The 22481-nt window shown below is 63.6% G+C and carries 27 protein-coding genes and 2 pseudogenes; 13 read left to right on the top strand and 16 right to left on the bottom strand.

All coding sequences use genetic code 11. The annotated features are described in order from the left end of the window. Positions 1-6: 6 nt before the first annotated feature. Both A3AU_RS0107330 and A3AU_RS0107325 read left to right on the top strand, forming a co-directional pair. A complete protein-coding gene (locus tag A3AU_RS0107330; RefSeq protein WP_027052219.1) occupies positions 7-396 on the top strand; it encodes a VOC family protein in 390 nt (129 codons plus the stop codon). A gap of 161 nt (positions 397-557) precedes the next feature. Further along, positions 558-1253 (top strand): VIT1/CCC1 transporter family protein, encoded by a 696-nt coding sequence (locus A3AU_RS0107325; RefSeq protein WP_027052218.1) that lies wholly within the window; start codon positions 558-560, stop codon positions 1251-1253. A 119-nt stretch (positions 1254-1372) separates the two neighbouring features. On the opposite strand, the gene A3AU_RS0107320 is transcribed toward A3AU_RS0107325, so the two are convergent. Beyond that, the gene (locus A3AU_RS0107320; RefSeq protein WP_027052217.1) at positions 1373-2266 is read right to left on the bottom strand and encodes a LysR family transcriptional regulator; all 894 of its coding nucleotides are present in this window, start codon (positions 2264-2266) and stop codon (positions 1373-1375) included. Positions 2267-2384: 118 nt separating this feature from the next. Between A3AU_RS0107320 and A3AU_RS0107315 the strand changes: the two genes are divergently transcribed. Both A3AU_RS0107315 and A3AU_RS0107310 read left to right on the top strand, forming a co-directional pair. Beyond that, positions 2385-3251 (top strand): class I SAM-dependent methyltransferase, encoded by an 867-nt coding sequence (locus A3AU_RS0107315; RefSeq protein WP_027052216.1) that lies wholly within the window; start codon positions 2385-2387, stop codon positions 3249-3251. 145 nt (positions 3252-3396) lie between these two features. Then, positions 3397-4173 carry a pseudouridine synthase gene (locus A3AU_RS0107310; protein WP_027052215.1) on the top strand — a complete coding sequence of 259 codons (777 nt, stop codon included), beginning with the start codon at positions 3397-3399 and terminating at the stop codon, positions 4171-4173. Between the two features lie 71 nt (positions 4174-4244). Here the strand turns inward: A3AU_RS0107310 and A3AU_RS0107305 are convergent, their stop codons facing one another. The 3 genes and pseudogenes from A3AU_RS0107305 to A3AU_RS1000000140095 all read right to left on the bottom strand — a co-directional run. Then, complete coding sequence (locus A3AU_RS0107305) at positions 4245-4514, bottom strand: hypothetical protein (protein ID WP_027052214.1); 270 nt, start codon at positions 4512-4514, stop codon at positions 4245-4247. Positions 4515-4616: 102 nt separating this feature from the next. Next, a complete protein-coding gene (locus A3AU_RS0107300; RefSeq protein WP_154674539.1) occupies positions 4617-4877 on the bottom strand; it encodes a hypothetical protein in 261 nt (86 codons plus the stop codon). Further along, a pseudogene (locus A3AU_RS1000000140095) lies at positions 4870-5025 on the bottom strand (IS1 family transposase); the annotation flags it as partial. The gene A3AU_RS0107300 and the pseudogene A3AU_RS1000000140095, both read right to left, overlap by 8 nt. A gap of 120 nt (positions 5026-5145) precedes the next feature. On the opposite strand from A3AU_RS1000000140095, the gene A3AU_RS1000000136790 reads away from it, so the two are divergent. The 3 genes from A3AU_RS1000000136790 to A3AU_RS0107280 all read left to right on the top strand — a co-directional run bounded on the left by A3AU_RS1000000136790 (position 5146) and on the right by A3AU_RS0107280 (position 7498). Next, positions 5146-5778: an SDR family NAD(P)-dependent oxidoreductase gene (locus A3AU_RS1000000136790; protein ID WP_245235430.1), complete on the top strand. Its 633-nt coding sequence runs from the start codon at positions 5146-5148 to the stop codon at positions 5776-5778. A gap of 168 nt (positions 5779-5946) precedes the next feature. Beyond that, positions 5947-6999 carry a sigma-70 family RNA polymerase sigma factor gene (locus tag A3AU_RS0107285; protein WP_027052211.1) on the top strand — a complete coding sequence of 351 codons (1053 nt, stop codon included), beginning with the start codon at positions 5947-5949 and terminating at the stop codon, positions 6997-6999. Between the two features lie 97 nt (positions 7000-7096). Beyond that, complete coding sequence (locus A3AU_RS0107280; RefSeq protein WP_027052210.1) at positions 7097-7498, top strand: VOC family protein; 402 nt, start codon at positions 7097-7099, stop codon at positions 7496-7498. 32 nt (positions 7499-7530) lie between these two features. Here the strand turns inward: A3AU_RS0107280 and A3AU_RS0107275 are convergent, their stop codons facing one another. Together A3AU_RS0107275 and A3AU_RS0107270 are read right to left on the bottom strand one after the other, a co-directional pair. After that, the gene (locus tag A3AU_RS0107275) at positions 7531-7851 is read right to left on the bottom strand and encodes a MafI2 family immunity protein (protein ID WP_032916968.1); all 321 of its coding nucleotides are present in this window, start codon (positions 7849-7851) and stop codon (positions 7531-7533) included. An 11-nt stretch (positions 7852-7862) separates the two neighbouring features. Further along, positions 7863-8444 carry a histidine phosphatase family protein gene (locus A3AU_RS0107270; protein ID WP_027052208.1) on the bottom strand — a complete coding sequence of 194 codons (582 nt, stop codon included), beginning with the start codon at positions 8442-8444 and terminating at the stop codon, positions 7863-7865. A gap of 169 nt (positions 8445-8613) precedes the next feature. Between A3AU_RS0107270 and A3AU_RS0107265 the strand changes: the two genes are divergently transcribed. Beyond that, positions 8614-10146 (top strand): alkaline phosphatase family protein, encoded by a 1533-nt coding sequence (locus tag A3AU_RS0107265; RefSeq protein WP_027052207.1) that lies wholly within the window; start codon positions 8614-8616, stop codon positions 10144-10146. Between the two features lie 241 nt (positions 10147-10387). Here A3AU_RS0107265 and A3AU_RS0107255 read toward each other — a convergent pair whose 3' ends face one another. Next, positions 10388-11332: a VirK/YbjX family protein gene (locus A3AU_RS0107255; protein WP_081709457.1), complete on the bottom strand. Its 945-nt coding sequence runs from the start codon at positions 11330-11332 to the stop codon at positions 10388-10390. 680 nt (positions 11333-12012) lie between these two features. Here A3AU_RS0107255 and A3AU_RS0107245 point away from each other — a divergent pair. The 5 genes from A3AU_RS0107245 (at position 12013) to A3AU_RS1000000137645 (ending at position 14407) form a co-directional block, all read left to right on the top strand. Next, positions 12013-12462 carry a universal stress protein gene (locus A3AU_RS0107245; RefSeq protein WP_027052204.1) on the top strand — a complete coding sequence of 150 codons (450 nt, stop codon included), beginning with the start codon at positions 12013-12015 and terminating at the stop codon, positions 12460-12462. A gap of 105 nt (positions 12463-12567) precedes the next feature. Beyond that, positions 12568-12843, top strand: coding sequence for a type II toxin-antitoxin system TacA family antitoxin (locus A3AU_RS0107240; RefSeq protein WP_027052203.1), 276 nt, complete (start codon positions 12568-12570; stop codon positions 12841-12843). Beyond that, positions 12840-13358, top strand: coding sequence for a hypothetical protein (locus A3AU_RS0107235; protein ID WP_027052202.1), 519 nt, complete (start codon positions 12840-12842; stop codon positions 13356-13358). The genes A3AU_RS0107240 and A3AU_RS0107235 overlap by 4 nt, the downstream gene beginning before the upstream one ends. 101 nt (positions 13359-13459) lie before the next feature. Next, complete coding sequence (locus tag A3AU_RS0107230; RefSeq protein WP_027052201.1) at positions 13460-14017, top strand: sugar O-acetyltransferase; 558 nt, start codon at positions 13460-13462, stop codon at positions 14015-14017. 24 nt (positions 14018-14041) lie between these two features. Continuing rightward, the gene (locus A3AU_RS1000000137645; protein WP_272481086.1) at positions 14042-14407 is read left to right on the top strand and encodes a LysR substrate-binding domain-containing protein; all 366 of its coding nucleotides are present in this window, start codon (positions 14042-14044) and stop codon (positions 14405-14407) included. Here the strand turns inward: A3AU_RS1000000137645 and A3AU_RS1000000137225 are convergent. The 9 genes and pseudogenes from A3AU_RS1000000137225 to A3AU_RS01000000135005 all read right to left on the bottom strand — a co-directional run. Then, the gene (locus A3AU_RS1000000137225; RefSeq protein WP_272481085.1) at positions 14331-15575 is read right to left on the bottom strand and encodes a tetratricopeptide repeat protein; all 1245 of its coding nucleotides are present in this window, start codon (positions 15573-15575) and stop codon (positions 14331-14333) included. The genes A3AU_RS1000000137645 and A3AU_RS1000000137225 overlap by 77 nt on opposite strands. After that, positions 15575-16447: a tetratricopeptide repeat protein gene (locus A3AU_RS1000000137220; protein ID WP_161633497.1), complete on the bottom strand. Its 873-nt coding sequence runs from the start codon at positions 16445-16447 to the stop codon at positions 15575-15577. Before A3AU_RS1000000137220 ends, A3AU_RS1000000137225 begins: the two co-directional genes overlap by 1 nt. 183 nt (positions 16448-16630) lie before the next feature. Further along, the gene (locus tag A3AU_RS01000000135015; protein ID WP_154674537.1) at positions 16631-17020 is read right to left on the bottom strand and encodes a DUF6314 family protein; all 390 of its coding nucleotides are present in this window, start codon (positions 17018-17020) and stop codon (positions 16631-16633) included. Between the two features lie 89 nt (positions 17021-17109). Next, positions 17110-19056 carry a tetratricopeptide repeat protein gene (locus A3AU_RS01000000135010; RefSeq protein WP_161633496.1) on the bottom strand — a complete coding sequence of 649 codons (1947 nt, stop codon included), beginning with the start codon at positions 19054-19056 and terminating at the stop codon, positions 17110-17112. 313 nt (positions 19057-19369) lie between these two features. After that, on the bottom strand, positions 19370-20485 hold the full coding sequence (locus tag A3AU_RS0107210; protein WP_027052200.1) for an alkene reductase: 1116 nt from the start codon (positions 20483-20485) through the stop codon (positions 19370-19372). 45 nt (positions 20486-20530) lie between these two features. Beyond that, complete coding sequence (locus A3AU_RS0107205) at positions 20531-20821, bottom strand: ArsR/SmtB family transcription factor (protein WP_027052199.1); 291 nt, start codon at positions 20819-20821, stop codon at positions 20531-20533. Positions 20822-20991: 170 nt separating this feature from the next. Beyond that, positions 20992-21690, bottom strand: a complete 699-nt coding sequence (locus A3AU_RS0107200; protein ID WP_027052198.1) for an RES family NAD+ phosphorylase — start codon at positions 21688-21690, stop codon at positions 20992-20994. Continuing rightward, the gene (locus tag A3AU_RS0107195; RefSeq protein ID WP_027052197.1) at positions 21684-22094 is read right to left on the bottom strand and encodes an MbcA/ParS/Xre antitoxin family protein; all 411 of its coding nucleotides are present in this window, start codon (positions 22092-22094) and stop codon (positions 21684-21686) included. The genes A3AU_RS0107200 and A3AU_RS0107195 overlap by 7 nt, the downstream gene beginning before the upstream one ends. 206 nt (positions 22095-22300) lie before the next feature. Beyond that, positions 22301-22481, bottom strand: a pseudogene (locus A3AU_RS01000000135005) (integrase); the annotation flags it as partial.

Below are 22481 nucleotides of genomic sequence, written 5' to 3'. Positions count from 1 at the left end.
TCTTTGATGCAGCTTCGCCATATCCTCATCAAGGTTGACGACCAGGACAAGGCGCTGGCCTTCTACACCTCGGTCCTCGGCTTTGTAAAAAAGCGCGACTACGATGGTGGCCAGGCCCGCTGGCTGACGGTGGTGTCTCCGGACCAGGCCGACGGCGCTGAACTGGTGCTTGAGCCCAACCGCGATGCGCCAGCGCGTGCCGCGCAGAAAGCGCTCCATGACGCTCACTTCCCGGCGGCGCTGATCACGTGCCGCGATATCCAGGCCGACTACGACCGCCTCGCCGGGCGCGGCGTGAAATTTCTCGGACCGCCGCGGCGGATGGGCCCGGTCAGCGCCGCCTTCTTTGATGACACCTGCGGCAACGTCATCGTGATGGCTGAGCAACCCGGTTAACACGACAGCGCCTTCACGGTCCGTCGGCACCGCAACCAGCCGGGGTGCCGGGCACGTGATCGGGAACAGGCGGCCTGATTCTGACCTGGATCAACTTCGCTTCGTTAAAGGCTGCTAGAGTCGCGGCGGCCGGAACTCGAAGGCACGATCAGGAGAGAAGCATGAGCCGCCTGCATGTCGAAAACCATCTGGTGTCGCGCATCGGTTGGCTGCGCGCCGCCGTTCTGGGAGCCAATGACGGCATCGTCTCGACCGCGAGCCTGATCGTCGGCGTGGCGTCGGCCGCCGCCCCGACCTCGCAGGTTCTGGTCGCGGGCATCGCCGGGCTGGTCGCGGGCGCCATGTCGATGGCTGCCGGCGAATATGTCTCNGTCAGTTCCCAGTCGGACACCGAGAANGCCGACCTCGCCCGCGAACGCGAGGAACTCAGGACCCAGCCNGAATTCGAGCGCGAGGAACTCGCCCAGATCTACGTCAAGCGCGGTCTGGAGACGGGCCTGGCGCGCCAGGTCGCCGATCAGCTGATGGCTAGGGATGCTCTGGCCGCGCATGCCCATGACGAACTCGGCATTTCGGAAATGACCACGGCGCGGCCGATCCAGGCGGCGCTGACCTCGGCGGCAACCTTCAGCGTGGGCGCGGCGATGCCGCTCATCATGGTGCTGGTCTCGCCTCGCACCACGCTGGTGCTGGCGGTGTCGGTAGCCTCCCTGCTTTTCCTCGGCTTGCTGGGCGCCATCGGCGCCAAGGCCGGCGGCGCCGACATCCTTCGCGCAACGCTGCGCGTCACTTTCTGGGGCGCCTTGGCCATGGCGCTCACCGCCGGCATCGGCGCGCTGGTCGGCACGGCGGTGTAGGCGGCCTGCCAGGTTCCCAAAGCGCGTCGCGTCGAAACGGATTCATGCGACGAGCTTTAGGTCCTTGTTTTTATGCATGTCGTTCTCCCAGAACCGAGGTCACTTCTGGGCGAGATGCATTAGAAAGCCGATCCTGATGGCTGCGGCAGGCGGCCTTCGAACAGCGCGCTCCGGTCGCGGACGGCCGCCACCATGTGTTCGCGAAACACTCTGACGCGCTTGGTTCGCTTGAGATCCGGATGGTAGAGCAGCCACAGCCCGAGATCATGGACCGGGTCCGGTTGGCGAAAGCGCTCAAGTTCGCTGGCGCTGTCGCCCATGAAGCAAGGCAGATAGGCAAGGCCCAGCCCCTGTTTCAGCGCGGCGAGCGTCAACAGCGTGTCGTCGACGAAGAAACTATGGCGGTGATCCGGGCAGGCCGCATGGGTCCAGGATTGGTGGAAGGCGCAGCACTCGACCCCGATCCAGAGCGGCTGGGCGCCGCTGGCGCGCAAGCCCCCGAGATAGCGCCGCTCTCCGTAGACGGCCGAGGCGACATTGGTGAGCCGTGTGCCGACCAGCGTGTCGAGCGGCGTGTTGGTCAGCCGGATGGCGATGTCGGCATGGCGTTCCGCCAGGCTGACATATTTGTTGGAAACCTGCACATGCAGCCGGATATCCGGGTAGGCCTCGCTGAAGCCGGCGAAGATCGGCATCAGCACGGATGAAGCCATGTTGTTGATCGCCGACACCCTGAGCTCGCCGGCGACGCGGTCTTCCTGACCGCCGAGCGCGCCTTCGACCTCGAGCACCTCCAGCTCCATCTTGCCGGCCGCCATCCGCAGCTCGTCGCCGGCGGGCGTCAGCTCGTAGCCGGATTTCTTGCGCTCGATCAGCCGGGTTCCGAGTTGCGTCTCCAGCAGCCGGATACGGCGCGACACGGTGGAATGCTGGATGTTCATGCGTTTTGCGGCGCCGCTGATCGAGCCGTCGCGCGCGACGGCCAGGAAAATCCGCAAGTCATCCCAATGCATCCTGGACCCCGATCCGTGCAATTTTGCAAAATGGGCGTCGAGATTTCGAGAATGGCACCAGAATTACGCGATCCCTAGGGTTTCCGGCAAGGCAATAGTGCCTTTAGGGGAGAACGCCATGACCGTGCAGCAACCGATTTTCGATCCGGCAAAGTTCAAGGAAACCACGCGCAAGCAATGGGACAGCGCCGCCGAAGCCTGGAACCGCTGGGGTCCGCTCCTGACCCGCTGGCTCGGACCCGCCACCGAACTGATGCTTGATATGACTGATGTCGGCAAGGGTAGCCGCGTTCTCGATGTCGCCGCCGGCGCCGGCGAACAGACGCTGACCGCCGCGCGGCGTGTCGGGCCGACGGGCTATGTGCTGGCCACCGACATCTCGGCGGGCATTCTCGCCTTCGCCGCCGATAACGCGAAGCTGGCCGGTTATGCCAATGTCGATACCGCCGCGGCCGACGGCGAAATGCTGGACGCTATATCGGCCGAACCGTTCGACGCGGTGATCTCGCGCGTCGGGCTGATCTATTTTCCCGACCAGAACCGGGCGCTGGGCGGCATGCGCGGCCATCTCAAGCCAGGCGGCAAGGTTGGCGCCATCGTCTATTCCACCGCCGACAGGAACCCGTTCTTCTCGGTTCCGGTCGGCATCATCCGTCGCCGTGCCGCCCTGCCCGCGCCGCTGCCCGGCCAGCCCGGACCGTTCAGCCTGGGTGACCCCGCAGTGCTCGCCAAGCGCCTGACCGATGCCGGTTTCCATGACGTGCGCATCGAGAAGGTCAACGCGCCGGTGCGCCTTCGGTCGGCGCTCGAATGCCTGCAGTTCGAGCAGGAATCCTTCGGCGCGCTGCACCAGATGCTGGCCGGCTTGTCGCCCAGCGAGCAGGATGACGCCTGGGCGGAAATCGAGGCCGCGCTTGGCCAGTTCGAACATGATGGACAGTTCGAAGGGCCATGCGAAATGCTGGTCGCCGCCGCCATCAGATAGACCGCCCCTGGAGCTTGAGCAGCATCGGATGCGCATGATAGCCAAGGCAATCCCGGGCGAACAGTTCGCCCCACCCATCAGGCAATGTGCCGGCGGCACGCTCGCCGGCACGCCGGACAAGCGATCCGGAACGACAAAGCAGGACATGACGCGACGCCAGCCACGAAGTACCAGCCTTCCTCCCACTGGCAAGCCCCCCATTGGCAAGTCATTGGGCGTCAGCCTGAACCGCGCGCTGTCGAAACTCGGCCTGTGCTCGCGCACGCAGGCGCAGGTGCTGATCGCCGAGGGCCGCGTGCGCGTAAATGGCAAGGTGGTGCGCGATGTCTCACTGCGCGTCGACCTGAACCGCGACCGCATCGTCGTCGACGACAAACCGGTGGTGGCCGAGCGCAAGGTCTATCTCATGTTGAACAAGCCGCGTGGGCTGGTCACCACACGCGACGACCCGCAGCAGCGCGACACCGTCTACACCTGCCTGGAAGGGTTCGATCTGCCCTTCGTCTCGCCGGTCGGCCGGTTGGACAAGGCGAGCGAAGGCCTGCTGTTGATGACCAACGACACGCATTTCGCCAACCGGTTGATGGACCCGGCCTCGCATCTGCCCAAGACCTATCATGTCCAGGTCGGCATGGTGCCCGACGCGGCGATGCTGGAGGCGCTGCGCGCGGGCGTCACCGTCGACGGGGAAACCCTGACGGCCAACTCCATCGCGCTTTTGCGCAGCGGCGGCCGCACCGCCTGGCTGGAGATCGTGCTCGACGAGGGCCGCAACCGCCACATCCGCCGCCTGCTCGCCGCGCACGGCATCGAGGTCAAGCGCCTTATCCGCATCGCCATCGGCCGCCTGCCGCTCGCCGATCTGGCCAAGGGCACGGCGCGGCATTTGACGGCTGAGGAACTGGCGCTGCTCGCGGACTGACCAACCGTCCCGCCCGCCAGGCCCGAAGTGGCCTGGCCATTCATCGCGGAACGCGCGGCCAGAGCGGGCGATCAGGCCTTGTTGGTGATCCACATGCTTGGCGCGCCGACCACGCCGGCGCTCGCCATCGCCTCTTTCAATTTCGGGTTTTGGATGAAGGCCTGCGCCTCGGCGACATTGCCGAAATCATGCGTCACGGTGACGTCGTTGGGATTGTCCGCCGCCTGATAGACGGTCTCGGCCTTCACGCCGCCGGCCTTTTGCACCGGAGCGAATCCGTCATAGATTTTGCGCCAGGCCTTGTAGTCGGACACGGTATGTCTCACGAACAAAGTCGTCATCTTCCATTCCTCCCAGGTTGCGCCCAAGAGATCGGCGATGGGCCGTCCAGTCTATCGCTCCGTTCATGTCTTTGACAAATGGTCAAACGAATGGGTAGTGGGTCAGTTTGAAATTTGACGCGTCTGAACGTGGCTTAACAGTGAGACGACGTATCGTTCCATCTCAAGCTTGCGAGCGGTGCTGAGAACGCTGGTCCACGTAGCTTGCGGATCAGCGCCACGGGCGATCATAGCCGGCGCGTTGTGAAATGAGTCGGCGAGCATCTGTGCTCTGGCTAGATCATCGGTCGCGCGAATTTCGACAAGAGCGATGCCGAGAGCCATCAGAATATTTTCGTTTGTGACGGGTTTAGGATCAATCAATTGAGACGCCTTTCTTCCGGTATGTGCCACGAATAGCTGGCTTCTCAGCTTCCTTGGCTTCGATCAGCGCAACAATATCCGCGATCTCCCAAAGCTTGTCAGTGACACCAGCGGTCATAGCCGGGGTAACGCGCAGCGTCTTATGGAGAGCGCCCTGACGGGCGGACCGAGAAAGATTCTTCACCGCGCACCGATGATTTCCACCCACTCCCGCTGTCCTCATCCATAGGCGCCGGAATCCTCCGGGCCGGAAGAAGCGAGGTGATCCATGGGATCGTTGCAAGGTCAAAAGGTCGTCGTGGTCGGAGGCAGCCGGGGTGTCGGCCGTTCGATCGTGGAAGCTGCTTTGGGCGAGGGAGCAACCGTGCTTGCCGTCGCTCGTGGCACGGAAGCCTTGAAGGAGCTCGCCTGGGAGGCGTCGGGCGTGAAGACGCTTGCCGCCGATGCCACGCAGGACACCGCGCCCGACGCGGTGTTTGCCGCCATGCAGCCGGACGTGCTGGTAATCTGCGCGGGCGCTTTCGCGCCGTCGGCGTCCATTCAGGACCAGAGCTGGGAAGACTTCTCGACGAATTGGGAGACGGACGTCAAGGCATCGTTCCTGTTCTGCAGGGCCGCCCTCCGGGGCCTGATGAAACCGGGCAGCCGCGTGGTGCTGATCTCCAGCGGCGCGGCATTCAGTGGCGGCCCGCCGAACTCCGGCGGCTATTCCGGCGCCAAGCGCACGCAGATGTTCCTTGCCGCCCACAGCCAGAAAGAAGCCGACCGGCTTGGCCTTGGCCTGCGCTTCATGGCGCTGGCGCCGATGCGCATCATGACCGGGACCGGCGTCGGCCAGCGTGGCATATCCAGCATATCGGCCTATCTCGGCATCAGCCCGGCGGACTTCCTGGCAGCATGACCGATGTGCAGACGCCCGCCGATGTCGGGCGCGCGGTGGTCGCGCTCGCCGGCGGCAAGGCGCAAGGCACCGCCTTCACGGTCAGCGGCAGCGGCCTTGCCGCAGCGGCATGAGGCGCGCAGGATGCCGGCAGAAATCGACAGCCGAACTGAGCATGGTGGGCTCGACATGACAGACGCTCCCGGCCCGCTTGAGTCGCCGCGCCCGGGAGGCAGGCCGTTCCTCGACCGGCCTGCCTTCGAGCGCCTGACGGCGGCTCATCGCCGCGAACTCAAGCTGCACTGCTACCGGATGATGGGTTCGCTGCATGAGGCCGACGATCTCGTGCAGGATACGTTCCTCAAGGCATGGCGCGGCCGCGCCCAATATGACGGGCGCGGCTCGCCGCGCGGCTGGCCCTACACGATAGCCACCAACACCTGCCTCAACGCCATCAAATCCCGCTCATCGGCACATCGCATTCTCGCGGAGCCCACACGGCCGCCGACCGAGGGGACGGCCGCCGCCGGACCGGCGGCCGAGCTTTCCTGGCTGGAGCCATACCCCGACGCCGAATTGCCTGATATCGCCGATGGCGAGCCCGGCCCGGATGCGCGCTACGAGACCGGTGAAGCCGTGCGGCTGGCCTTCGTCGCCGCCATCCAGCTTCTGCCGCCAAGGCAGCGCGCAGCCCTTCTGCTGTGCGACGTGCTGGGCTGGTCGGCTGCCGAGACCGCCCAGTTGCTGGGCGGCTCGACCGCCTCGGTCAACAGCGCTTTGCAGCGGGCGCGCGCGACACTCGGCGCGGCCTATCCGCGGGGCCGCCCGTTGCAGCGATCCCAGCCCAATCCGGAAGAAGGCCTGCTGCTCGAACGCTATATCAGGACCTGGCAGGCCGCCAACCTCGACGGCTTCATCGCCCTGCTGCGCGAGGACGCCACATACCACATGCCGCCATGGCGCGACTGGTACCAGGGACGCCAGACCATCCACGGCTTCTTCCAAACCGTGTGGAGCAATTTCGCCGGCTACCGCGCCGTGCCGACGCGGGCCAATGGCCAGCCTGCCGTCGCAATCTATGCGCGGCGTCACCAAGACCCGGAATGGCGCGCCCAGTCGCTGCACGTCATCGAGCCAGCCAATGACGCCATTGCCTCGCTGACGGTCTATGTCGGCCCGCTCGGCGCCGGCCTGTTCGCCGCCTTTGGCTTGCCGTCCACATGGTCCGAACCGGAAGCGTGAAGCTCAAATCTCTCTCCTGACAGAAAGCTGGCAGGAGGCCTGGCCTATAGATCGGTCGGGAAGCCCGCCGCGGCTTCAGCGATCAAGGAGCCCTGCGATGAATTTCGTCTCTGTCCGCATCATCACCTCGGATGTTCAGCGCCTCGTGCACTTCTATGGCGAGATCACCGGCATGCCGGTGACCGTCTACACGCAGGACTTCGCGGAACTGTCGACGCCTTCCTGCACGCTGGCGATCGGCAGCACGCGCACCTTGATGCTGTTCGGCGGCGACATCGCCCGCCCCGCCGACAACCACACCGCCATCCTCGAATTTCGCGTCGCCGATGTCGATGCCGAATTCGCCCGGCTGTCGGACACGATCAGGAACGTGACTGTGCAGCAGCCGACCACCATGCCCTGGGGCAACCGCTCGCTCTTGTTCCGCGATCCCGACGACAATCTGGTGAATTTCTTCACGCCGGTGACGGCGGAAGCGATCCGGAAGTTCGACAGATAGAATGCTGGTGTCTCGCAGCCATCGCCAACCGGTCAGCGGGGATTTCCCGTCATGGCGCGCTCCTTGCGCCGGAATGCCCAAAGCGCGAGCGCACCTGGGCGCAGATCATCGGGATAGTCCAGTCGCGCGATGTCCTCGTCTACGGTCCAGGGTGCCGGGAAGTCGGCGGCCACTTCGGCTGCGACGATCCCGGCATCTTCAAAATCCAGATCGGCGGGCTCGCCGTCAAACACGAAGCGAAGCGTGATCCCAACCCCTTCCCAGCCGCAGGTGACCGCCCGAAGCCGGGACGAAACGGCGCCGAGCAGCGCACGCTGCACGGAAAGCAGAAGTTTTGCCTGAATGTCATGCATGTGCGTCCGCCCTATTTCAGGTTCCATTTGCGCACGACCGGCTCGCTCAGGTCATGCTCGTAGCCGAGCACGCTGATGGAGGCCGTGTCGAGCACGAACAGCGCGCCGCCTTCCGGCGGCAGGCCGAGCCAGCGGGCGGTGAGCACGCGCAGGAAATGCGCGCTGGAAAAGATCAGGATCGAGCCGCCGGCTTCGCGAAGCTGCCTGATGATCCTGTCGGCGCGGGCGCCGACATCGGCGGCCATCTCGCCTTGCGGGCAGCCGTCGCGAAAGACGTTCCAGCCCGGCCGCTCGGCCAGGATTTCATTGGTTGTTCGCCCCTCATAGGCGCCGTAATCCCACTCCTGCAGATCGTCCATTTTGGTGCTTGCCGCACCGAAGCCGGCCAGCACGCTGGTGTTGTAGGCGCGTTGCGAAGGGCTCGACCACACGGCCGAAAACGACAGGCCCTCGAGCCGCTGCGCGACGCCCCGCGCGGCCGCCTCGCCGGCCGGCGTCAGCGGCATGTCGGTGCGGCCGGTGTGCTGCCCCGAAAGGCTCCACGCCGTCTCGCCATGCCGGACCAGGTGGATTTGCGGATATGCGTTGCTCATGGGCTGCCTTTCGATGTCTCTGGCCAAGCTGTAACGGGCCGCACCGCACAGTGAAAGGCCCCCGGCTGGCTTACCAATCCGTAAGGTCCCTGACATCGCGTTTTCATGAACCTGTCATGTCCGCACGTCTACGTTTGTCCATCGCGAACTGTGAGACGAGGGACACTTAATGAAAACACTATCTCTGGCGCTGGCGGCGGGCACGCTGACGGCGGCATTGGCTGGCGCGCTGTCTGATTCCAGCGCAATCGCCGCACCCTACAAGCACGTATTGCTGATCAGCGTCGACGGGCTTCATGCGCTCGATCTGGCGAACTATGTCGCCGCCAATCCGAAAAGCTCGTTCGCCGCGCTGGCCCATACGGGGATTTTCTATCCCAACGCACTCACCAGCGCCCCGTCCGACTCATTCCCCGGTTTTGTCGCACAGGTGACCGGCGGTACGCCCAAATCGACAGGCGTGTTCTACGACGACAGCTATGACCGCACCTATTTCGCGCCGGCTTCGGATTGCAAGGGCGAGGCGGGCGCGGAGGTGGCCTTCGCCGAGAACATCGACGTCGATTCGAAGCGCCTCGATGCCGGCGGCAAGCCAGGCGATTTCCGCAGCCAGATCGACCCGGCAAAGCTGCCGATGACGCTTGTCAACGGCAAGTGCTCGGTGGTCTATCCGCATGATTTCGTGCGGGTCAACAACGTCTTCGAAATCGTGAAAGCTCATGGCGGCCACACGGCCTGGTCCGACAAGCATCCGGCCTACGAATGGCTGAACGGACCTTCGGGCAAAGGCGTCGACGACCTCTACGCCCTGGAACAGGACAGCTTGATTCCCGGCACGAAGGTGAAGACGACCGGCAGCTTCAAGGCCGAGCGCGATTTTGACGAAGCCCGGGTCAAGGCGGTGATCAACGAAATCAAGGGCCTCGACAGCACCGGCGCGCATGCGGCGGCGGTTCCCACGCTTTTCGGGATGAATTTCCAGGCGGTGAGCGTGGGGCAAAAGCTTCCCAAGGCTGGCCCTGGCGACGAGGCCGGCCTGGTCGGCGGCTATCTGGATGCCAGCGGTGCGCCAGGCAATGGTCTCGCCGGGCAACTCGCCTATGTGGACGGCGCTCTTGGCGAACTGATGGTCGCACTCAAGGACAACCACCTCGCCAGTTCGACCCTGATCATCCTTGCCTCGAAGCATGGCCAGTCGCCCATCGATCCGGCGACGTTCCAGCCTTTGGACGATGATCCATACACGAAGACGCCGGGCTATGCCTTTCACATCGCCGACGACGCCGCGCTGATCTGGCTCAAACCGCAAGACAGGGTCAAGAACCTCTCGGCGGCGCAGGATTATCTCGAGAAATCGAGTAAGTCCGAAGGCATCGCCCAGATCCAGACGCCGAACGCCCTCGCGCTCGCCTATCAGGATCCGGCCACGGACAGCCGTACGCCGGACTTCATAGCCACGGTCAACCCTGGTGTGGTCTACACATCCGGTTCCAAGATTGCCGAGCACGGCGGCGCCAATGCGAACGATCGCAACGTGGCGCTTCTTATCAGCAGTCCTTCGCTCAAGTCGGCATCGGTGCCAGCCCTGGTGCAGACGACGCAGGTTGCGCCCACCATCCTGCGGGCTCTTGGCTATAACGCGAACGAACTCCAGTCCGTGAAACTCGAAGGCACCCAGGCGCTGCCCGCGACACCGTTCTAATCTACGCTTTGGCGTCATGCCGTTTCAAGATCGGCCGCCGGGCATGCTCGGCGGCCAATCGTTTGTGTCCGGCAATGTTTGCGGACAGGTGACCGCGCGGCTGACAGCGGGCTGCGACTGACTGGCCCATGAGGACCGGCCTGATATCGAGGACCGGCCTGACATCGAGGACTGCCCTGATATCGGCTTGAGTTCCCCCTCCCGCGGCCTTTGATTGGCATCAAGGACGCCGCCGAGGCGCTCAGCTCCGCAATAGCGGCCTGACGGCCTGGCTGACATGACGCGCGATTTCGACCTCGAGGCGCTGACGCTTGCGTACCAGCGCCCGCTTGTTCGGCTTGTAGCCGGCCGGATCGCGTTGAGCCTTCTCGAGGGGCAAGGCATACATTGTTCTACCTACTGGGCGACCCCCGGACTCTGCCCAGAAACTGTCGTAATCGGCTGTGACGCGGCGGCGCAGGGTATAGTCGCTCGAAAAGACGTGGCCAGCGTTCGATGCCGCGACAAGGCCACGGAGTTCGAGTGAGGATGCCAGCGTCTGGGCGACCAGGAGCAGCAGCGTTTTCGGTCGCAGACCTTCCACGGCCTTGGTCAGTATCCGGGAATCCTCGAGACCTTGCGCACCGGTCGACGTCGACTTCAGAGCGCCAATGTAAAGAACCTCGCCACTGCCGCCGAGCTGAAGAAGCGGCCGGTCCACGATCGCGAGACCCATTTCGATAACAGGACGGCCTTGCAGGAAGAGGAGAAGGCGCCACTCCCCCTCTCGGTGCAAACCTGCCTGGCCCGTCAGTTCCACCGTGACCTCACCGGCAACGGTCGGCAGAGCCAAAAGACGATGACCCCGAGTGTGGCTTTCGATCAAGGCGGTATCCGTCAAGAGACGCGCCGCCGCGGTGTAATGACCAACGACGGCAATCGCGCGATGGATACGTTTCAGACTGGTCGCGAGGTACGGGCGAACGGGCTTCAGCGCAATGTTGGGATACTGGGCAAGGATTGGGGCAAACGGCTCAGCACCGAGCGCGGATCGGATGGCGGCAATATCGCGCTGGAACATCCACTGAAGCGCCGACCACTTGGTTGCATGCACCCATCGGTTCAACTGACGCCGAAACCTGGAGGGCGACCGCTTTTGTGAACCCGTTGGCCGTGGTGGCCGCAGAGCGCCTGTGGCAGTCGTCATGCTTGCATTCTCGGTCGGACGCCTCGATCAAAGGCGGCCAATGTCGGATATCGAGCTTACCGCCGCATCGCCACGAACATACAAATTCGTAAGGCAGGACAACCTTTGCGGTGTTCTCCGGCGCGCTGCGGCGCCCCGCGTGCTCGGTCGGCGGGACTATTCCATGCGCACAGCTGGTTTCATGCGAATGACAGGCGCTAACGGCGCGGTCCTGCTCTCGGTCCTGACGAACTTTTCGCCGGATTTGCGGGCAATCTGGCGGATCGCCGATCTCTAGGCCAGACCGACTTGTAGCGCATTGCCAGCGGCTCGTCGCGCTCGCCATCGTCGGACACTGCCTGGCCACGCGTTGCAGCTATCGCAAAGTCGGCCCTGTTCGTTCGATAATCTTCTTTCTGTACCGACATCCTTTCCTCCCGGTTCGCGGCCTTCACCCTCCTTTTCGGCCGACGGAGAAATTAACTGCCGATCTGTCACCCGAGTCCACCAATTGGGGATTGTATTAAAACGATACACTTCTGGCGCCACAAAGCGCGCCGATCAGCGATACCGGTTAACGGTCGGGCTGGCCCTGATCCGCTCCGCATTGGCACAATGAATGCGCGCGGGACGTACCTATGTTTGGTCTATACTCATCAAGGGGCCGTGCTCAGGCAGCCCGCACAACAGGTCAGGTCATCATGTACAAACATCTGCTCATCGCCACCGACGGATCGGAACTGGCCGACAAGGGCATTGCCCATGGCCTGGCATTGGCAAAAGGCATCGGCGCCACCGTCACCTTCGTCACCGTTTCGGAGCAATTCCCGACGCTGGCATGGGGCGGCGCCATGGCCGGCTACGCGGCTGGCGATGAACTGGCCATCTACCAGGAAGAGGCGCGCAAATACGGCAAGGAGGTGCTCGCCAAATGCAAGGCATCGGCAGACGCCGCCGGCGTGTCCGCCGAGCTTGTGCATGTCGAGGACAAACGCCCCGCCGAAGCGATCCTGGAACTGTCGCAGGCGCGAGGCTGCGACCTGATCGTGATGGCCTCCCATGGCCGCCGCGGACTGGGCCGGCTGCTTCTCGGCAGCCAGACGGCGGAAGTGCTGTCCTACACCGCGATCCCGGTACTGGTGGTGCGGTAGTGGATTGACCCGGCGCGCTCGTCATATGGCGGTATGGTCAATGCGACAGGGTTGATCTTGTACGGATTCAATCCGTACTGTATATCAAGGGCAAAGGAGATACCCATGCCCCGCAACGTCGGTGACAACGGTCGAATCGATTTCCGGATTCCGCCCGAAGCGAAAGCCGTGATCGCTCGTGCGGCGGCCTTGTCGAATGTCGGCCTGACCGAATTCATTACGCGCTCCGCACTGCGTGACGCCCAGACCACGATCGAGCGCGCGGAACATCTTGCGCTGTCGGAACGGGACAGCTTGCATATCCTTGATCTGCTCGAAAACCCGCCTTCCCCGACGAATCGCCTCATCCGCGCCGCCAAGGCCGGCCAGACGCTCGCGTGAGCGCCACAACTTGGCGAGAAGAGCCGATCGGCAAACAGCATGACCGTGTCGCCTTCGACTGCGGCGACGCGGACCTCAACACCTATTTGCAGCGCTTCGCCCGCCAAAACCATGAAAGCGGTGGCGCGAAAACTTTCGTTGCCGTGACGGCGCAAGATCCTTCGCACATCCTCGGCTTCTATTGTCTCAGCCCGGCTTCGATCGACTTCGCCCGGACACCGGCAATCGCCAGACGCGGCCTTGGTCGCTATGACGTGCCGGTCTACCGTCTGGGTCGGCTCGCGGTGGATCGTACGATACAAGGCCGCGGCCTCGGCGGCGGTTTGCTGCTCGCCGCCGGGAAGCGCTGCATGGCAGTCGCGGAGGAAGTCGGCGGCGTTGCTTTGCTTATCGATGCCAAGGGTGAGCAAGCTGCGAGCTGGTATGAGGGTTACGGTGCGGTCCGCCTCGATGACGCGCCGCTGTCGCTGGTCCTGCCTTTCGCGGCGATTGCCAGGGCGATAGCAACGCTTTAACCGCCTGCGGCGCTGCTGGGGGTCTCCAGACCCTGGCGGTCGGAGGCAGAATCCGGCATGTGTCGGTAATTCGTTCGATCGTGCCCGGAGGAAAGCCACGAATGGCGTATGCGGATCGCACCAGGATGATCCCCGGGAGAACGCCGGAATCGGCCGCCATGCTGGCGGATGTCAAACGGGCGATGACGATCACCGCCCGTCTCAACCGCCTGACGTTCAACGACGCGGACAAAGTCCGCGCCCTGTTCAGCGAACTCATCGGCAGGCAAGTCGACGGCAGCTTTCTGTTGATCCCGCCCTTCTATGCCACCGGCGGCGCCGACATCCGCGTCGGCCGCAATGTCTTCATCAACCAGAACTGCACTTTTTATGATCTCGGCGGGCTCGACATCGCCGACGACGTGCTGATCGGGCCCAATGTCAGCCTCATCACCTCGGGCCATCCGCTCGAACCGTCGCGGCGGCGCGCCTTCACCACAGCAAGGCCGATCGTCATCGAACGCAACGTCTGGATAGCCGCCGGTGCAACGGTCATCGGCGGCGTGACGGTCGGCGAAAACGCGGTTGTCGCGGCGGGGTCGGTGGTGACCAAGGACGTTCCCCCGAACACGCTTGTCGGCGGAAATCCGGCGAGGGTTATCAGGTCGATCGCCGAGTGAGATGAAGCCAGCCTCGGTCATCCGCTGCAGGGGCACGTCACCCACCAGGCGGCCAGGCTCGGCGGCCATCTGCACATGCGCATCCGCGTGCCCGGCCTCGACGATGTCTGCCGGCTGGTCGCGCAAGGCGCCGGCATCGCCATCGTGCCCGAAAGTGCCGCGCGCCGTTCCGCCCGCACGTTGCGCAGCCTGCGGCTGACGGACGACTGGGCGACACGTCAGCTCAACCTGTGCGCCCGAAGCTTCGACGTCCTGACGCCGCAGGCAAAGCTGCTGGCCGCCGGCCTGGTCGGCACCGTGCAACATGGGTTGACTACTGCGATACGCCCAACTCGCGCAGCGCGGCCCTGGCCGCGCTGTATTCGTCGAATTTCTTGGAACATCCGCTGATGGCGGCCCGGTAGAGCCGCAGCGCATCGTCGCTTTGTCCCTGCAGCCGGCTGAGTTCGGCGGTATAGAAATTGGCCTCGCACACCTGTCCGGTTTTCGTGGACGCATCAGGATCTTCGGCTGCCTTGAGTGTATCGGCTGGTGTCTGCTCGCCAAGCAGCATGCGGATCACCGGCGCCGGCCATTTCGTCATGTCGACCTTGCCGATCCAGCCCTGCAGATGGCTGCCCGCGCCGCTGCGCCGCTGGGCCAGGTCCAGCCAGATCGCGTAATAGGCAAAGTCGGGCTTGAGTATGGCCGCCTGTTCGAAATCGGCCCGCGCCTTGGCCGGCGCACCGGAATAGAAATAGACGGTCCCCCGGTAGAAATAGGCGGAGTCACTCTTCGGATCCAGGCTGATCGCCCGGCTGTAATCAGCAACCGCCGGGTCATTGCCGCCTTTACGTGCCCGGGCCGCGCCCCGGTAGAGGTAAGAGAGCGAAGATTTAGGATCGAGGCTGATCGCCTTGTCGTAGTCGGCGATGGCTTGGTCATTGTCGCCCTTCCGTGCCCACGCCAGGCCTCGGTTGGAATAGAAGACGGCATTCTTGGGATCGAAGCTGATCGCCTGATCGAAATCGGCCGTGGCGCGCTCATCGTCGCCCTTGGTAGCCCACATAAGGCCTCGATTGTTGTAGGCGTTGGCGAATTTCGGATTGAGGCTCACGGCCTGGCCATAGTCGGCAATGGCGCGATCGTGGTCGCCCTTGGCAGCCCAGATCAGACCTCGGCTGAAGAATGCTTTTTCATTTTTCGGATCGAGACTGATCGCCTGGTCGAAATCGGCAATGGCTTTGTCGTTGCCGCCTTTTTTTGCCAAGGCAATGCCCCGGTTGAGATAAGGGAGCGAAGATTTAGGATCGAGACTGATCGCCTTGTCGTAGTCGGCGATGGCGTGGTCATTGTCGCCCTTCCGTGCCCACGCCAGGCCCCGGTTCGAATAGAAGATGGCACGCTTTGGATCGAGGCTGATAGCCTGATCGTAATCGGCCGTGGCGCGCTCATCGTCGCCCTTGGTGGCCCACATAAGGCCTCGATTGTTGTAGGCGTTGGCGAATTTCGGATTGAGGCTCACGGCCTGGCTATAGTCGGCAATGGCGCGATCGTGGTCGCCCTTGGCAGCCCAGATCAGGCCTCGATTATAGAACGTGGATCGAGGCTGGTCGCCTGGCTGTAATCGGCAATCGCCCGGTCATTGTTGCCTTTGTGTGCCCACGCCAAGCCGCGGTTGAAATAGGCGAGCGAAGATTTCGGATCGATTCCGATCGCCATGTCGAAGTCGGCGATGGCGTAATCGCTGTCGCCCTTCCGCCCCCATGCTATGCCCCGGTTCGTATAGAAGACGGCATCCCGGTTATCGAGGTCGATTGCCTGATCGTAATCGGCAATGGCGCGATCGTAGTCGCCCTTCTTGGCCCAGACCAGACCCCGATTGCTGTAGGCAGCGGCGAATTTCGGATCGAGACTGATCGCCTGATCATCGTCGGCAATAGCATGGTCATTGTCGCCCTTGTTTGCCCATGCGATGCCCCGGTTGTAATAGGAAATCGCATGCCTCGGATCGAGGCCAATCGCATGGTCGTACTCGGCGATGGCGCGATCATTGTCACCCCTGGCAACCCACACCAGGCCTCGATTGTTGTAGGCATCGACAATTTTTGGATCGAGGCTGACTGCGTGGTCGTAGTCGGCCATCGCGCGATTATTGTCGCCTTTGTGCTGCCATGCCAGGCCTCGGTCATAGAACGCCTTGCCGTTTTTCGGATCGAGCTCAATCGCCTGGTCAAAGTCGGCCATGGCCCGGTCGTAGTCCGCCTTTGATTCCCAGACATTGCCGCGCATAAAATAAGCGACGCCGCGCCTGTCGGCGGCATCGTGCGCGATGACTTGCGTGCAGGCCTCGATCTGCCGGTCGGTGTCGACCTTTTGGCCGATGCAATCGGTATAGTTCGCGTCAGCCGGGAAAAAACGCGCGATTGCCACCCCGGCGACGATGACCACCAGCCTGATAGGCCAGCGCCATTTGCGGGCCAGCGCGACCAACTCGCCCCTGTTCATCTAATACCTCCCCGTCCGATTCCGGCCAAGTACTTCAGCCGGCCCCCGCCTGAAGCTTCTAGCTGTGGCCGAACATTGCTTCCAACCACTTCCAGGTGATCTCGGGGTTATCGCGAGCCGCAAATCTTACCGGCGGAAAAACCTGCCAAGGCTTGCGTAGTTCTTGCGCGGGCCTTTGACCCGCCACGCCTCGGCCCATTCATCCGGCCCGCGAAAGAACAAGCGCCCGACATAGAGATCGGCGCCGCAGAGATGGCGGACGGTCTGCGCCGCCTCCGGTCCGAGCGCGATGAAATCGCGGCCGTCGGCATGAAGGATGCGCATCGCCCCCTCGCCCGGCTCGAGCCGATAGCGCCGGCTTGCCGGCATTTCTCGCGAACCGCTCCGCATCGTGCCATGCTCGGTGAAAGCGTCCGCCGTGACCACGGCCTCGCCGCTGAAACGGTAAGTCGCACCGGCGAGGAAATCGATCATGGTGCGGCGGACTTTCCAGTCGCCGACAAGACGGCCTGCCACTGCCATTTCTCCTTGGACGGCGCCATCGACCACATGTCTTTCGTCAAATGCCACGGCGCGGTGCGTTCTCACGAAGCAATGAACCCTCTCTACGGCGCCTTGCCCATGACATGCAGCGCATTGGTTGCGGCGGTGATTTCGATGAAGTCCCGGGGACAGTCGCGCAACGCCAGCCGGTAGAGCCGCAGGGACTCCTCGTCGCGGTGCTGCAGCCGCAAGAATTCGGCGGTGTAGAAATTCGCCTCGCAGACCTGCTCGTTCTGCTTCGCCGCGTCGGGATTGTCGGCGGCGGCGAGCGCCGCCTCGGGCGTCTCGTCGCCCAGCAGCATGCGCACCAGCGGCGCCGGCCATTTCGTCATGTCGAGCTTGGCGTCGCGCAGAACGCTCGGCTGCCCGTTGCGACGCCGCGCAAGATCCGCCCAGATCGCAAAATAGGCATCCTTCGGCCGCATCCGGGCGCCCATTTCGAGGTCGGCCTGCGCGCTTGCCGGCGGCCCGAGATAGAACTGCGCGATGCCCCGGCTCTGATAGGCGCCGGCATATTTCGGGCTGAGGCGCACCGCTTCATCGTAGTCGGCGAAAGCGTCGCTGTAGGCGCTCTTGTAGATATTGGCGAGGCCGCGCGTCTCATAGGCGGTGGCGTAGTTGGCGTCGAGGTGGATCGCCTGATCGCAGTCGGTCAAGGCACGGTTGTATCGCGCCTCGTAGATCCAGACGCGGCAGCGGCCGACATAGGCGCTGGCGTAGTCCGGGCTGAGCGTGATCGCCATGTCATAGTCCGCCATCGCATAGCCGAACTGGCCCTTGCGCGCCCAGGCGGCGCCGCGGTTCCTGTGAGGCCGCGCATAACCGGCATCGATGAGGATCGCCACATTGTAATCGGCAATCGCACGGTCGTACTCACCCTTGTCCATCAGCGCCAGGCCGCGATTGTCGTAAGGCTGCGCATATTTGGGATCGATGGCGATCGCCTGGCCGTAGTCCGCTATGGCACGGTCGAGATCGCCCTTGTCGGACCACGCCAGGCCACGATTGTTGTAGGCCCTGGCATAGGACGGATCGATGCCGATCGCCTTGTCGAAATCCGCTATGGCGCGGTCCGGGTCCTTCTTCAGCGACCACGTCCAGCCACGATCATTATAGGCCAAAGCATCCCTTGCATCGATATCGATGGCCTGGCCGTAATCCGCAATGGCGCGATCATAGTCCTTGCGGTCGCGCCAGACACCGCCGCGTTGTCGCAAGGTCTCGCCATCCCTGGGGTCGAGCCTGATGGCCTCGCCATAATCGGCGATGGCGCGATCAGGGTCGCCCTTCCTGGTCCAGGCATCGCCGCGCCGGCGCCAGGCACTGACATGCTTAGGGTCGAGGCTGATCGCCTGGCCATAGTCGGCGATGGCGCGCTCGTCATTGCCCTTGTGCGCCCAGGCAAGTCCACGGTTGAAATATTGATCGGCGTATTGCGGATCGAGAAAGATCGCCTGGCTGTAACTGGTGATGGCCTGGTCGTAGTCGCCGGTTCGCAGAAACGCATTGCCGCGGTTGTTGTAGGCGGAGCTGTTTGCCGGGTCGAGGCTGATCGCCTTGTCGAGATCGGCGATGGCTTTGACGTAGTCGCGCTTGATGTCGTTCCAGATCAGGCCCCGGTTGCCGTAGGCGACAGCGAGTTGCGGATTGAGGATGATGGCCTGGCTGTAGTCGGCCAGGGCGCGGTCGTAGTCCTTCTTCTGGCCCCAGGCCAGGCCACGGTTGTTGAAGGCGTCGGCGTCTTTCGGGTCAAGCTTGATCGCCTCGCCATAGTCGGCAATGGCAAGATCATACGCGCCCTTGTCCGCCAATGCGTTGGCGCGGTTGAAGAAGGCCAGGGCCCGGTTGCTCGGAGTCGTCGCCTTGTCGTCGATGACGCTCTTGCAGGCGGCAATCCGCTGGGCGGTGACAAGCTTGTCGTTGGCGCAGTCCTCGAGGCTGCCGGCCAAAGCGGGAACACCGAGTGCAAGCAGAATGGCGAGACTGCCAAGCGCGCGCCGCGCAGGCATGATCAGGCGCCGAGACCTATGAAGCATCATGTCAGCAGAATCTGGATCACACTTGCGGATTGTCAGCCTTATGGCGACTTGATCAGGCAAATTCCTGATCGCCGCAAGTCACAGCGCAAAAGAAATCCGCTCAGGACCCAATTCCGCCACGCAAGCAACGTGGCCGCGCGCCTCATCTCGACCACGGTGCGCGCCGGAAAGTCTCGGCCGGATCTTCAATCCGGTCGCGTGGCAACACACCGAACCGGCCCCCTGCATGGGAGCCGGCTGCTCTTCTCCTGTGGCAGGCGAACGCCTGTCCCGGATGGACGGCTCAGGCCGCCGTCGGGTAGTCCGTATAGCCCTTGGCGTTGCCGCCATAGAACGTTGCATTGTCCGGAACGTTCAATTCGACATTCTGCTTCAGGCGGCTGACGAGGTCCGGATTGGCGATGAACAGCTTGCCGAACGCGACAAGGTCGGCATAACCGTCGCCGACAGCCTTCTCAGCCAATTGCTTGTCATAGCCATTGTTCACCAGCCAGGCGCCCTGCCCGCCAGCCTTGCGATAGCTGTCCTTGAGCTCGGCATAGGAGAACGGCTTGTCGCCCTGGCTGAAGTCGCGCGCGCCGCCGGTCGCGCCTTCGACGACATGGATAAAGGCCAGGCCGCGGCTGCCGAGGCCCGCCACCACGTGGTTGAACAGCGGCTGCGGATCGGCGTCCGACGTGTCGTTGGCCGGCGTCACCGGCGACAGCCTGATCCCGGTCTTGCCGGCGCCGATCGCGCCCGTGACGGCATCGACCACCTCGAACAGCAAGCGCGTCCGGTTCTCGATGGAGCCGCCATAATTGTCGGTGCGATGGTTGGTGCCCGAACGGAGGAACTGGTCGATGAGATAGCCATTGGCGCCATGGATCTCCACGCCGTCGAAACCCGCCACCTCGATCGCGGCCTTGGCGGCGCGGCGATAGTCATCGATGATGCCGGGGATTTCGGCCGTCTCAAGTGCGCGGGGCTCGGAGGTTTCGACAAACTCGCCGCTGCCATCCGGCTTGACGAGGAAAGTCTTGGATTTTGCCCTGATCGCGGACGCCGACACCGGCTTGCCGCCGCCCGGCTGCAGCGAATCGTGCGAGATGCGCCCGACATGCCAGAGCTGGACCACGATCTTGCCGCCGGCCTTGTGAACGGCGTCGGTGACACGCTTCCAGCCGGCAAGCTGGTCGGCCCCGTAGAGACCGGGCACGTTGGCATAGCCCTGGCCCTGATGGCTGATGGCGGTCGCCTCGGTCACGATCAGCCCGGCGGTGGCGCGCTGGCTGTAATAGGTTACTGACAGGTCGCCAGGCACCGCATTGGGCGAGCGGTTGCGCGTCAGCGGCGCCATGACGATGCGGTTCGCCAGCGCCAGGTCGCCGACCCGCAGGGGATCAAAAAGGGTAGCCATGAGAAAATGCCTTTCATGCACTTGGGGGGAGGATGGGGAGGATAGTCAGAGACCGGACAGGGCGGCCTGGAAGGCCGCGATGGTTTCTTCGTTGCGTTTGTAGAACACCCATTGGCCGACCCGCCGCGTCGTCACGAGGTCGGCAGAAGCCAGCGTCGCCAGATGCGCCGAGACACTGGACTGCGCCAGGCCCCGATGGTCGAACTGGCTGGCGCAGACGCCCATCTCGAGCGGATGCGCCTGCGCGGCGAAGTGCTTCTCAGGCTCCTTCAGCCACGCCAGCACATCGCGCCGAAACGGATGCGCCAGCGCCTTCAATATGATGTCGTTGTCCATCTTCGCCCTGCATCGATCTTATCAGATATATAGATCGGGTAGAGACGATATGGCAGGAAATCCATGCCATTGTTGAGGGCGATTGGAGAACGTTGATCTCTGCGAGCGGCAAGAAGCCGGAAATAGCGCCGCCGGGCGCCGGCCTCTGCAACGAATGCGCCGCTATCCCGTCAGGAGACTGCCAGCACCTTGCCCGTATCGTGCTGGCGCACGAAATCCACACGCTTGCCGTCCCAGTGATAGGAGTAATGCCGGCCCTGCACCGGGACGGGGATGACGTCGGGCCAGAAGATGCCGATGCATTGCCGGCCCGGCATGCGCACGCTGTTCCAGACAAGCCCGTCGCTGCCTTGCGCCCGCAGCGCCCGCCCCTCCGCCTGCGAGGCGGTGTAGTCGTCGGGGTCGAGCACGCCGGGCACGGCGTTGACGTCATCGAGGTCGCGGTCGACGCTGCCGATCAGCACGCGAAAGTCAGCCGTCCAGCCGGGATCCTCATTGGTGGCACGCATGAAATTCTGATGGTGGTGGATGGTCTCGGCCAGCGCCACATCCTCGCTGTCGCCGGCATAATAGAGCCCGTAGCTGCCATCGGAGAAGCGGCCTGGCCGCAGGACGGAACAATGCACGAAGGGCGCCATGACGAAGCTGGCGCCCGGGCCGGACACCCGCCTTGCCGCCGCGACCTTGCCGAGGTCGCCGATCTCCAGGCGGATGCGCGGGTTGGTCTTCTCCTCGACCGCGGCCAGCGCCTCCCAGTCGCGCGGATCGGCTATGTCCTCGAACAGGTCGATCGGCGGATGGATGGAGCGGATGATGCGGAAGGTCTGGTGCCAGTGGACGCGGCGCCGCACCGCGAACCCACTCACCATGCACCACGCTCCGCGTCGAGCCATTCGCGCATGGCGGCAAGATCAGAAATTTCGCCGCGCAGCATCAGGTCGAGCGCCGACTGGCCGCCGAAAGTGGCATTGGGCTTGCGGATCCAGGCATAGCCGCGCGCCGGCTCGGTGAAGAGATAGCGCAAACCTTTGTGGATGCCCATCAGATGCGCCATGCGGGTGCGCAGGTCGCGGTCGATCCGGCCGATGCCACCTTCTTTCCAGCGCGCCCAGGTACGGGCCGACATGCCGCCGAGCAGGATGCAGGCCTCTAGGTCGGTGAGACCCCACGCCTTGAACAGATTGACCGTGGTGCGCGCGAGCGCGCCCGCCTCTTCTTCCGAAATGGCCGACCCGACCGTGGCCGGCGTTGTGACGATCGCCTCAAGCTGCATTTTGCTCACCCTATTGGCAGAGATATAGCATGCATTTGCCATTTGGCAAGGAGAAGAGCGACAAAGCCATGTGCGGTCGCTTCGTTTCAATCGCATGATCAGAACATGAATGAATGGCAAGCGTCGGCGCCGCCCCTCATCCGCCTGTGTCCAGCCGATAGATGGGTACCAGTTTGAACCGGATACATGGGTAACAGTTCTCCCCCTTATGATGGGTTCGCCGCCGCGCCAGGCGGTTTGGTTGGTGTGGCGCTTCGGCGAACCAGTTTCATGTGCTTGTGGTCGATGAAGCCGAGCGGATGGGCATAGAAGCGCATCGCCCATTCGCCGTTCTCAGTCTCTTCGATGGCAATCGGCTCGCCTGCCAGCGTGGCCGAGACGTAGATT

The sequence above is a fragment of the Mesorhizobium erdmanii USDA 3471 genome (genome assembly GCF_000472705.1).
GTDB lineage: Bacteria > Pseudomonadota > Alphaproteobacteria > Rhizobiales > Rhizobiaceae > Mesorhizobium > Mesorhizobium erdmanii.
Note: the sequence above shows the minus strand (reverse complement) of the source record. Positions and strands in the feature narration are given on the sequence as shown.